Below are 7,223 nucleotides of genomic sequence, written 5' to 3' on the forward strand. Positions count from 1 at the left end.
CCGCCGTCGCGGTAGCGGTCGCGGAGCAGGAACTGGCGGCTGGTCGGGGCCTGTTCGGCGCCGTTGATGAAGATGGTCTCGGCGATGCTGAGCGGCTCCAGCGGGTCGCCCGACCAGACCACCACGTCGGCGGCGGCGCCGGCGCGCAGCTCTCCGAACTGGCCGGCCATGCCGAAGATCCTTGCCGGATTGACGGTGATCGCCTCGATCGCCGAGTCGTACGACAGGCCGTGCGAGACGGCGTTGCCGGCGTTATAGCGGGTCTCGCGGGCGCGGTGGATCGAGCCCTCGTTGCCCTTGATGGCGATGGTCACGCCGGCGGCGTCGAGGGCGGCGGCGTTCTGCATTCGCGCGGCGCGGGTCTCGAGGCTGCCGGGCAGGTTGGAGATCGGGTTGAGCAGAACGGGCACGTCGGCCGCAGCGATCTGCCCGGCGACCAGCCAGCCCTCCTCGGCCCCATCGAGGATGATCCTGACCCCCTCCTCGCGCGCGAGACGCAGCACCTGCTGGATGTCGGCGGCGCGGCGGACGGTGACGATCAGCGGCATCGAACCGTTCGCCACCGGGATCAGGGCCTCGAGATCGGCCCGGGACAGGCTGAGGTCGCGCAGGGCGGCGCGGTCGTAGGCGGCCCTGTTGCGGGCGTAGAGGCGGACCTCGGCCAGCGTCTCCTTGAACTGGGTGAACTGGGCGCCGCGCGCGCCGCCGGCGACCCCGGCGCCGGCCTCGCCGAAGGGCGCGACCATGGCGACCCGCGACTTCATCAGGATGTCGGTCCCCTCGGCCAGATGGATGACCGCCGCCTGGCCGGCGAACAGGCTGGGCGACTGGAAGCCGCCGTCGCCGACGCCGGCGAAGTCGGAGTCGTCGTGGGCGTGGCCGCCGCCCCCGCCGCCCGGATGGTTCGGAACGACGATGGCGCGGGTGATGCCGCCCAGACGGGCCACCGGCAGGGTGAAGGACCACGGGTCGAGTCCGTAGGAGACGTCGAAGGAGGCGCTGATGGTGTTGGCGCCGTTGCGCAGGTCGTCCGAGCCTCCGACAGAGGAGATCTCCGAACCGCCGAGGCCGGCGTCGACCGCCACGAAGCCCGGCGCGACCACCTTGCCGCGCGCATCGATCACGCGCGCGCCCGAAGGAGCGGCGCCCGTCCCGACCGAGACGACGCGGCCGTTCTGGATCACGACGGTGCCGTTCTCGATCACGGACGTGCCGGTGAGGACGCGGCCCCCGGTGATGGCGGTGAGTTCCTGGGCCACGGCGGGGCCGGCGATGGCGACAGCCGAGGCCGCCGCGAGGATGAGGGTCCTGAGGCGCATCAGCGGGCTCCCTGCGTCACGTTGGCGGCGGAGACGCCGTAGCCGGGCTGGCCCAGCTCGAAGTCGGACAGCGGCTGATAGGCCGGGTTCATGCGGTCGTAGGACAGGCCGCCGTCGATGAAGACCTGATCGGCGCGGGCGTAGACGCTGAACGGATTGGCGCTCCAGATGACCACGTCGGCACGCTTGCCGGGCTCCAGCGAGCCGGTCTGATCGGCGATGCCGAGCGACCGGGCGGGGTTCAGGGTGATCCACGAGATCGCCCGCTCCTCGGCGATGTTCATGCCGATGCGGCGGCCGGCGGCGAGGGCGGCGGCGGCCTCCTGATTGAGGCGCTGGGTCAGTTCGGCGTCGTCGGAGTGGATGACGGCGCAGCCGCCGTCCGGCGCGTCGACCAGGGCGGCGTTGGCCTCGACCCCGTCCAGCGCTTCCATCTTGAAGCCCCACCAGCCGGTCCACATGTCGGCGCAGATGCCCTCGCGGGCCAGCAGCGGCGCGACCTTGTAGGCTTCGACCGCGTGGTGGAAGGCGGTGATCTCGTAGCCGAACTCCTTGGCGACATCGATCATCACCGCCATCTCGTCGGCGCGATAACAATGGTTCTGGATCAGCACCGAGCCGTCCAGCACGCCCGCCAGCGTCTCGAGCTGCAGGTTGCGGGTCGGCGGCGAGCCCTCGCCGTCGTCGCGCCACTTGTCCCATTTGGCCTTGTAGTCGCGGGCGGCGATGAAGGCCGCGCGATAGCCCGCGACATTGCCCATGCCGGTGGCCGGGGAGGTGTTGCGGCCGCCGTAGACGCGGCTGGGGTTCTCGCCGCAGGCCATCTTCAGGCCGTAGGGCGCGCCGGGCATCTTCATGCCCTGCATGGTGACGGACGGAATGTTGCGGACGGTGACGCCACGGCCGCCGAACAAATTGGCCGAGCCGGGGAGGATCTGGAGGGTCGTGACCCCGCCGGCGCGGGCGGCGTTGAAGCCGGGGTCCTGCGGCCACAGGCTGTGTTCGGCCCAGACCTGGGCGGTGTTCGGATTGGTCGCCTCATTGCCGTCGCTCATGCCGGTCACGCCGGGCGAGGGATAGACGCCGAGGTGGCTGTGGACGTCGATGATGCCCGGCGTCACGAAGCGGCCGCGCGCGTCGACCACGCGGTGACCGCCAGGAACGGCCGTATCCGCGCCGCCGACCGCGACGACCCGCCCGTCGGTGACGACGACCACGCCGTTCTCGATCCGCTGGCCCGCGCCGGTGAAGACGGTGCCGCCGACGATGGCCATGTTCTCGCGCGGCAGGCCGCGATAGGTCGAGGGGAAGGGATCGGGGTTGCTGGCGAAGTCGAGACCGCGCGCCAGCGGCTGGCGCTCGGTGGACGCTGCGTTGGACGAAGGCTTGTCGTCATCGCCGCCGGTCGTGGCGCAGCCCGACAGGGCCAGGGAACCCGCGAGCGCGCAGGCGATGACGGCGAGGCTGGAACCCCGCAAGGCGTGAAGTCTCATGGATCGCTCCCCCTTTGTGCGCGCTGCCGCGCACGTCGGGCCGGATTACAAAAGGGTCCGAGCCGCCGCGTCAAAGCCGGAAACATTACAAACTGGTAAGGTTGGCGGTTCGGCCAGGGCCGGTTCCTTGGCGTTGGCTTCGCCGTGGTTCTACTATCGCCGGATGACGCTGTTCCGACCCCTCACGCTGCTGCTGCTTGGTTCGCTCGCCGCCTGCGAGCAGCCTGCTCCCATGCGGACTGAAACATCCGGTGTCGCGACGAGCCCGCCGCCCGCCCGACCGGTCGAGGCCGAGCGGAAAGCCGAGCCGGAGGCGCCGGACCCAGCCGCACGGGTCGCCACTCTGAGAGGGGCCTGGCGGGTCGCCGGGATCGACGGCGTCGGGCTGGACGAGCCGATCGGACTGGCCCTGACCGGCGACGGGCGGCAACTGTGGTGGGAGCCGAGGTGCGCGGGGGCGGCGCGCGCCTATCGCATCGATGGGTCGCGGGTTTCCTTTACCTCGACGCATGGCCCGACGCCTGCCGGCGCGCCTACGCCGCCGGTCTGCGCCATCGGCCTGCCGCCGCGCCTGGGGGATGTCATGCGGGCGCTGGACGAAGCGACGAGCATCGCGCGAACGGAGAGCAACGGCGTGCTGATCGCCGGGCCGCGGCATAGCGTGACGCTGTATTCGCAGTAGGGGACCGCCGACCCGGGCTGCGACGTGCGTAGCCCCGCCTGCTCCGCTCATCCCGCGAAAGCCGGGATGAGCGGAACTAACAGCTCTAGCCCAGCGCCTTCATCAGTTCCGGCACGATGACCTTGTAGTCGCCGACGAGGCCGTAGTCGGCGACCTGGAAGATCGGGGCGTCGGCGTCCTTGTTGATGGCGACGATGACCTTGGAGTCCTTCATGCCGGCGAGGTGCTGGATGGCGCCCGAGATGCCGATGGCGATGTAGAGGGCCGGGGCCACGACCTTGCCGGTCTGGCCGACCTGGTAGTCGTTGGGGGCGTAGCCGGCGTCGACGGCGGCGCGCGAGGCGCCCACGGCGGCGCCCAGCTTGTCGGCCAGGGGGTCGAGCACGGCGTGGAACTCCTCGGCCGAGCCGAGCGCCCGGCCGCCGGACACCACGATGCGGGCGGCGCCCAGTTCCGGGCGGTCCGACTTGACCATCTCCTCGGATACGAAGTCGGCCGTGCGGCCGCCGCTTGCGCCGGCCATGGTCTCGACCGAGGCCGAACCGCCGTTCGCGTCGGCGGCGTCGAAGTTCGTCGGGCGGACGGTGATCACCTTCTTGGCGTCGCCGGACTGGATCGTCTCCAGGGCGTTGCCGGCGTAGATCGGGCGCACGAAACTATCAGACGAAATTACCTCGATGATGTCCGAGATCGGCGCCACGTCGAGCCTGGCGGCGATGCGCGGCATGTAGTTCTTGCCGTCGGTGGTGGCGGGGGCGAGGATCGCGTCATAGCCGCCGGCCAGGCCGACCACGGTGGCTTCGACAGCCTCGGCCAGCTGGTGGGCGAGGGCGTCGCTTTCGGCCAGCAGCACCTTGCGCACCCCGGCGATCTTCGCCGCCGCGTCGGCCGCGGCTCTGGACCCTTGGCCCAGCACCAGCACGTCCACGTCGCCCGACAGCTTCAGGGCGGCGGTGATCGTCTTGTGGGTGGTGTCGCGCAGGGCCTCGCCGTCGCGATCCGCGATAACCAGAACGGCCATCAGAGCACTCCCGCGGTCTTGAGCTTCATCACCAGATCGGCGGCGTCGGCCACCATTATGCCCGCCGACCGCTGCGGCGGCGTCGTCACCTTGAGCACCTTGAGCCGCGGCGCCGTGTCGACGCCGTAGTCGGCGGCCGCCTTGACGGCGATCTCCTTCTTCTTGGCCTTCATGATGTTGGGCAGGGAGGCGTAGCGCGGCGTGTTCAGGCGCAGGTCGACGGACACCACGGCCGGCAGGGTCGCGGCCAGGGTCTGCAGGCCGCCGTCGACTTCACGCGTCACCGTCGCCTTGCCGTCGGCGAGCACGATCTTGCCGGCGAAGGTGGCTTGGGGCCAGTCCAGCAGGGCGGCCAGCATCTGGCCCACCGCATTGTTGTCGCCGTCGATCGACTGCTTGCCCAGCAGGACCAGATCGGGCTTCTCCTCCTCGACCACGGCCTTCAGCAGGCGAGCGACCGCCAGCGGCTCGAGGTCGGAGTCGGACTGGATCAGCAGGCCCCGGTCGGCGCCCATGGCCAGCGCCGTGCGGATCGTTTCCTGCGCCTGCGTCACGCCGATGGAAACGACCACGATCTCGGTCACGGTCCCGGCGGCGTGATGCTCCTTGCCTTCCTTCATGCGGACGGCTTCCTCGACGGCGATTTCGTCGAAGGGGTTCATGCTCATCTTGACGTTGGCGAGGTCGACGCCCGTCTGATCCGCCTTCACGCGAGCCTTGACGTTGTAGTCGATCACCCGTTTGACCGGGACGAGAACCTTCATTGCAATATCCACGAAAGCGCCGGAATGTTGCGTCAGGGAATGGTACGCCTCACCCGGCCTGTCAACGTAACGCCGCGTCAACGACCCCGTTCGTCCGCCCTGCACCCAACAGGATACTCCCGATGCATCGCCTCCTGACCATGAAACGGCTCAGCGTCCTGTTTCTCAGCACCTTCGCGGTGCTGATGGCTGGGATGTTCGCCTACGACGCCATCGTCGTCGCGCCCGGCGACCGCTGCGAGGCGGGCGGCAAGTGGTGGGATCCGGAAGGCCGGGTCTGCGCCCAGCCGGTCTCGATCGCCGAAATCACGGGACGGCCCTTGCCGGGAACCCGGGCGGAGGCGTCGGAGCAGAAGAACCGCGAGCTGCTGGCCATCGAGGACTCGCTGGCCGCCCAGCAGAAGGCGCGCGACGCCGAAGCCGCCCGCCAGCGCGCGGCGCTGGCCGCGCAGTAACTCAGACCACCATCACCGTGCCGATGAGCAGGCGGGCGCCCGCGCGGCCAAGCGTCGCATTCGTCGCCGCCTGAAGCCGGGCCACCAGCCGCTCCACGTCGGGCGCCGCGCCCGGCAGGGTGGCGCTCGCCGCCTGCTGGACGACGGCGGCGTAGGCGGCGCGCAGTCGCGGCGCCGACTGGGCGACGCGGATGCGGAGGGCGGCGTCGGGCGTGTCGACACCCGTCTCGACGGTCATGATTCCGCGGCGACCACCGGGCCGGATGACGTTGGCGGTGATGGTCGGCAGCCGCAGATAGCTAGGCTGAGGCGCGCCTGAGCCGCCGCCGCCGCTGGTCTTGAGCGTGGAGGTCTTGAGTCCGAGAAGGTCGCGGCGATCCATGGGTGGACGCTAGCCGGTGCGACTTAAGCGGCGGTTACGGGCGCAGCTCGCTCTCCCTCCCTCTCCGAGGGAGGGTCCTTGCCGCGCAGCGGCAAGGGGGTGGGAGCGCTTCGGCATGGCGGCCGCCGGAGCTTGCCTCGCCGAGCCCCTCCCACCCGGTCGCTACGCGACCACCCTCCCCCGGAGGGGGAGGGAGAGACGCCTGCTCTTGTTACGCCGCCGCCGCTTCGACCGCCGCCGGCTGCATCGGCTTCAGGTCCAGCAGGGCGAACAGCCGCGCGTCCTCGTCCTGTTCCGGGTTCGGCGTCGTCAGCAGCTTGCCGCCGACGAAGATGGAGTTGGCGCCGGCGAGGAAGCACAGGGCCTGCATCTCGGGGCTCATGGTCTCGCGCCCCGCCGACAGCCGCACCATGGCGCGCGGGCAGACGATGCGAGCGACGGCGACGGTGCGGACGAACTCGATGGGGTCGATCTCCCCCTCGCGTTTGACGCGGTCGCCCAGCGGGGTGCCCGTGACCGGCACCAGCGCGTTGACCGGCAGGCTGTCGGGATGGACGGGCAGCGTGGCCAGCGCGTGCAGCAGGCCCGCTCGGTCGCGCCGCGCCTCGCCCATGCCGACGATGCCGCCGCAACAGGTGCTCATGCCCGCATCGCGCACATGCTGAAGCGTGTCCAGCCGGTCCTGATACGTCCGGGTGGTCACCACCTGCGCGTAGTAGTCCGGGCCGGTGTCGAGGTTGTGGTTGTAGTAGTCGAGGCCGGCCGCCTTCAGCTGCCGCGCCTGATCGGCGGTCAGCATGCCGAGCGTGGCGCAGGTCTCGAGCCCCAGCGCCTTCACGCCGGCGATCATCGCCGCCAGCTTCGGCGCGTCCCGGTCCTTCAGCTCGCGCCAGGCCGCGCCCATGCAGAAGCGGCTGGCCCCGCCCGCCTTGGCCGCCATCGCCTCGGCGATCACGGCCGTGGCGTCCATCAGCTTCTCGGCCTTGAGACCGGTCTGGAAGGAGGCGGACTGGGAGCAGTATCCGCAGTTCTCGGCGCAGCCGCCGGTCTTGACCGACAGCAGCTGGCTCTTCTGCACCTCGGATGGATCGAACCACCGGCGGTGGA

General features: G+C 70.6%; 8 protein-coding genes. 2 read left to right on the forward strand and 6 right to left on the reverse strand.

The annotated features are described in order from the left end of the window. Both VGB60_RS00525 and VGB60_RS00530 read right to left on the reverse strand, forming a co-directional pair. The coding region (locus VGB60_RS00525) for an amidohydrolase family protein (protein WP_331036340.1) at positions 1 to 1,319 on the reverse strand (1,319 nt) is incomplete at its 3' end. Next, positions 1,319 to 2,812 (reverse strand): amidohydrolase, encoded by a 1,494-nt coding sequence (locus tag VGB60_RS00530; RefSeq protein WP_331036341.1) that lies wholly within the window; start codon positions 2,810 to 2,812, stop codon positions 1,319 to 1,321. The genes VGB60_RS00525 and VGB60_RS00530, both read right to left, overlap by 1 nt. 127 nt (positions 2,813 to 2,939) lie before the next feature. Between VGB60_RS00530 and VGB60_RS00535 the strand changes: the two genes are divergently transcribed. Continuing rightward, positions 2,940 to 3,494: a hypothetical protein gene (locus VGB60_RS00535; RefSeq protein WP_331036342.1), complete on the forward strand. Its 555-nt coding sequence runs from the start codon at positions 2,940 to 2,942 to the stop codon at positions 3,492 to 3,494. Between the two features lie 85 nt (positions 3,495 to 3,579). On the opposite strand, the gene VGB60_RS00540 is transcribed toward VGB60_RS00535, so the two are convergent. Together VGB60_RS00540 and VGB60_RS00545 are read right to left on the reverse strand one after the other, a co-directional pair. Then, positions 3,580 to 4,515, reverse strand: a complete 936-nt coding sequence (locus tag VGB60_RS00540) for an electron transfer flavoprotein subunit alpha/FixB family protein (RefSeq protein ID WP_331036343.1) — start codon at positions 4,513 to 4,515, stop codon at positions 3,580 to 3,582. Next, a complete protein-coding gene (locus tag VGB60_RS00545; protein WP_331036344.1) occupies positions 4,515 to 5,279 on the reverse strand; it encodes an electron transfer flavoprotein subunit beta/FixA family protein in 765 nt (254 codons plus the stop codon). Before VGB60_RS00545 ends, VGB60_RS00540 begins: the two co-directional genes overlap by 1 nt. Before the next feature lie 122 nt (positions 5,280 to 5,401). Between VGB60_RS00545 and VGB60_RS00550 the strand changes: the two genes are divergently transcribed. Beyond that, entirely contained in the window at positions 5,402 to 5,734 is a 333-nt protein-coding gene (locus VGB60_RS00550; RefSeq protein WP_331036345.1) for a hypothetical protein, read from the forward strand. A gap of 1 nt (position 5,735) precedes the next feature. Here VGB60_RS00550 and VGB60_RS00555 read toward each other — a convergent pair whose 3' ends face one another. Together VGB60_RS00555 and bioB are read right to left on the reverse strand one after the other, a co-directional pair. Further along, positions 5,736 to 6,116: a Tat pathway signal protein gene (locus VGB60_RS00555; RefSeq protein ID WP_331036346.1), complete on the reverse strand. Its 381-nt coding sequence runs from the start codon at positions 6,114 to 6,116 to the stop codon at positions 5,736 to 5,738. Between the two features lie 211 nt (positions 6,117 to 6,327). After that, positions 6,328 to 7,223 (reverse strand): biotin synthase BioB (gene bioB / locus VGB60_RS00560; RefSeq protein WP_331036347.1); only part of this gene is annotated, 896 nt, incomplete at its 5' end.

The sequence above is a fragment of the Brevundimonas sp. genome (assembly GCF_036399195.1).
In the GTDB taxonomy this organism is placed as follows: Bacteria; Pseudomonadota; Alphaproteobacteria; order Caulobacterales; family Caulobacteraceae; genus Brevundimonas.